Origin of the sequence: Flavonifractor plautii ATCC 29863 (assembly GCF_000239295.1) — a bacterium.
GTDB lineage: Bacteria > Bacillota > Clostridia > Oscillospirales > Oscillospiraceae > Flavonifractor > Flavonifractor plautii.
In genome coordinates, this window is the sequence record NZ_JH417696.1 from 41,584 (window position 1) to 44,429 (window position 2,846).

Annotated in this window: 1 protein-coding gene and 1 pseudogene; one reads left to right on the top strand and one right to left on the bottom strand. The window is 56.0% G+C overall.

Annotated features, from left to right (window positions below; all coding sequences use genetic code 11):
* Window positions 1–113: 113 nt before the first annotated feature.
* Window positions 114–581 carry a hypothetical protein gene (locus HMPREF0372_RS05845; protein WP_007489783.1) on the top strand — a complete coding sequence of 156 codons (468 nt, stop codon included), beginning with the start codon at window positions 114–116 and terminating at the stop codon, window positions 579–581.
* Between the two features lie 57 nt (window positions 582–638).
* Here HMPREF0372_RS05845 and HMPREF0372_RS20025 read toward each other — a convergent pair.
* Window positions 639–2,846: pseudogene (locus HMPREF0372_RS20025) on the bottom strand (hypothetical protein); the annotation flags it as partial.

Here is a 2,846-nt window from a genome sequence, read left to right on the forward strand (position 1 = left end):
CCCGCGGGCGGCCATAAAGGCCGCCCCTACAGGCTGTTCAGCAGAATAAAACCCCCGCGTCCGGGAGTACGCCGGGTGCGGGGTTTGTTTTCCCTGCAAAGGGGGTAATATGCATGGCAAAATATACGGAACACTATCGCCTGCACCAATGGGAGCCGGAGGACAGCTTCCTCCGCATGGACTTTAATGAGGATTTTGCAAAAATTGATTCAGCGATCGCAGCGCGGGGAAACTGCCTCCAGGTGGTCGGAACTTACACAGGAGACGGCAATTACGGGAAAGGGAAGGCGACGGTTCTGCACTTCCCCTTCCGGCCGCTGGCGGTCATGGTGGTGGGCGGGAGTTACCAGGCGACCTCGCTCTTCCTGCGGCCGGGGACAAAGGGTGCGGCCAATGATACCGCCGGTATGGGCAGCGTGCTGTCCCTGGCCTGGGGAGAGGACAGCCTGGCCTGGGGAGAGGACAGCCTGTCCTGGTATGTGACCGGCTGGGCCAGTGGAGGCTCTACTTCCGGCGGCACCAGCGCGGAGGGCCAGCTCAACGAAAAGGGGGCGCACTATACCTACTTAGTATTGGGTTAAAAGAGAACCCCCTTCCGGAAATCCGGAAGGGGGTTCGTTATGCTTTCACAACCGCGGTCAGGCGATGGTGAAGGAGCAACTGCCAGATACGGTGTAAGTGTTGGTGTCAGCGTTATCACCCTTGAAGGTGATCAGCACACTGACATCATAGGTGCCGGTACTGTTTGCACTGATGGTGAGACCAGGTACGGTCAACGCGTTCATCACATCAGCATAGGACTTCACTCCAGAAAGATTCTTGGTGAAGGTCTGCTCATCCCCGTTGTTCTTGGATACAGTGAACTCGATCACGGCATCCTTCAGATTCCAATCATTAATGTCTGCACAGGAGGCAGTCACCTTTACGGTTCCATTCTCCTCGCGGCTTGCGGAGATAGAATCAAACTTGAAGTCGGACTTGATGTCAGGCTTGCCGCCGTCCTTACCATTCTCGGTGATGAACAGGGCCACAACCTCGCCGTCCTTTACAATGGCCTTAAAGGCGTCATCGCTGTCGCGGACGGAGTTGATGCTGGAGGTATTGAACTCATCTTCCTCGATGCGGAAGACAACAACATCCTTCGCATAGGTATAGTAGGTGGTGGAGCCATTCTGGGTCAGGCCCACGGTACCATCGGTGGTCTTCTTGGTGCCCACGCCGGAGATGTAGTAGTCGTCCTTCTTGGTGTCATTCTCGTATTCGGTGATCTTAGTGACCACGTCCTTGCTGTTGATGGTCAGTCTGCTGGCCACGATATCGTTCTTGATATTCTTCTCAGCATAATCCTTCTCGACGTCGACCGTGGTGATCTTGCCGTCGATCACAGCGTCGTAGGTGTAGTAGTCGCCCTTCTCGCTGTCGCTGATCAGCTTGGACTGGCTGCCGGCCAGGATATAGATCTGAGCCTTGTTGGAGTCGGACACCACATCGGAGGCGGCGGAGATAAAGACATACTTGGCCACGCTGCCGGGCTTGCCGTCCTTGGAGTTCACATATACGGTGGCCTTGCCGTCCATGCTGGGCACATTGGCAATGCCGGTGTAGACGCTGTACTCCTTCTCTTCCTCGTCATAGACCAGGAAGATGGTGCTGCTGTTGGCGTAGCGCTCGCCACCCTTATTGTTGGTACCGTTGATGTCAAACTTGGAGGTGCCCTTGGTCAGGTAGATGGAGTCACCCGCATCGGAGGTCACATCCTTCGCTTTCAGAGTGTAGATGCCATCGTCATCCACGGTGTAGGAGACAAATTTGTTCTTAAAAGCAGAAGGGTTCTTGTCGTCTGTATCAGCCTCGATGACAGTGCCATCAGTCAGGAGCAGCTTGGCGGTATAGGTCTTGTCGGTGTCGCCGTCCCAACCTTCATTGTTTGTCTTGAAATTCAGCACGAAAGCGACGCTGGCGGAGCCAGCCTCATACTCCTCCACATACACCACGTAGCCGTAGTTATCGGTATAAATATCAACGCTGCTCTTCAGCGTGATATCGTAGGTGCGGTGATTCTTGTTATACTTGTAGGTTTCACCGTCGGCCACAAACTTGGTGTCTCCGGTTTTGGAGGTGACTTCCTGATCCTCGATCTTCTTCGCCATGGTCACGGTCTGGATGTCGCCGTCGGCCACGGTATAGAGCACCACGTCATCCTCATCAAAGGAGGCGTTGGTCTCAAACTTCCCACCGTTGCCGGTCAGGCCGGCGATCTCGATGTAGGGCTCCTCGTCCTTTTTCACGCTGTCAGCGTCGACCACCTTGGAAACCTCACCCACATAGGTGTTGATAACCACGAGGGTCACGTTGTCATCGCTGTCCACAAAAGCCTCGACCAGAACGCCGTTGCCGCTGGCCTCCAGCTTGGTGTCGTCGCCCTTCTTCACGGTGAAGTCGGCGGCGGTCTTACCGTCCACAATCACGTCGGCCTTGGTGGTCTCGCCCAGGCCCAGGTCGGAGTAGATGGTCTTGGACTTGACTTCCTCGGTGTAGGAGGCATCGGCGGTGGAAGCATAGGTGCCGATCTCCTTGGAGCCGTTCTTCCACTGCTCGGAGGGACGGCCGAAGTCATCGCTGCCATTATTGTTCACAGACAGATCGGAGAAATACTTCTCGCAGAACTGCTGCACCTCGTCACGGTCGGCGGAAACGGTGCGGTAGTCGTCGGTCTTGCTGTTGGCGACCTTCACAGGGGCGGAGGCGCCCACAACAACCTGAGTGCCGTCGGGAGTGTTGACGGTGGTGCCCTTGTTGGTGTAGTACACCATGTCGGCGGTCAGGGTCTGGAACGCCATCTGGGC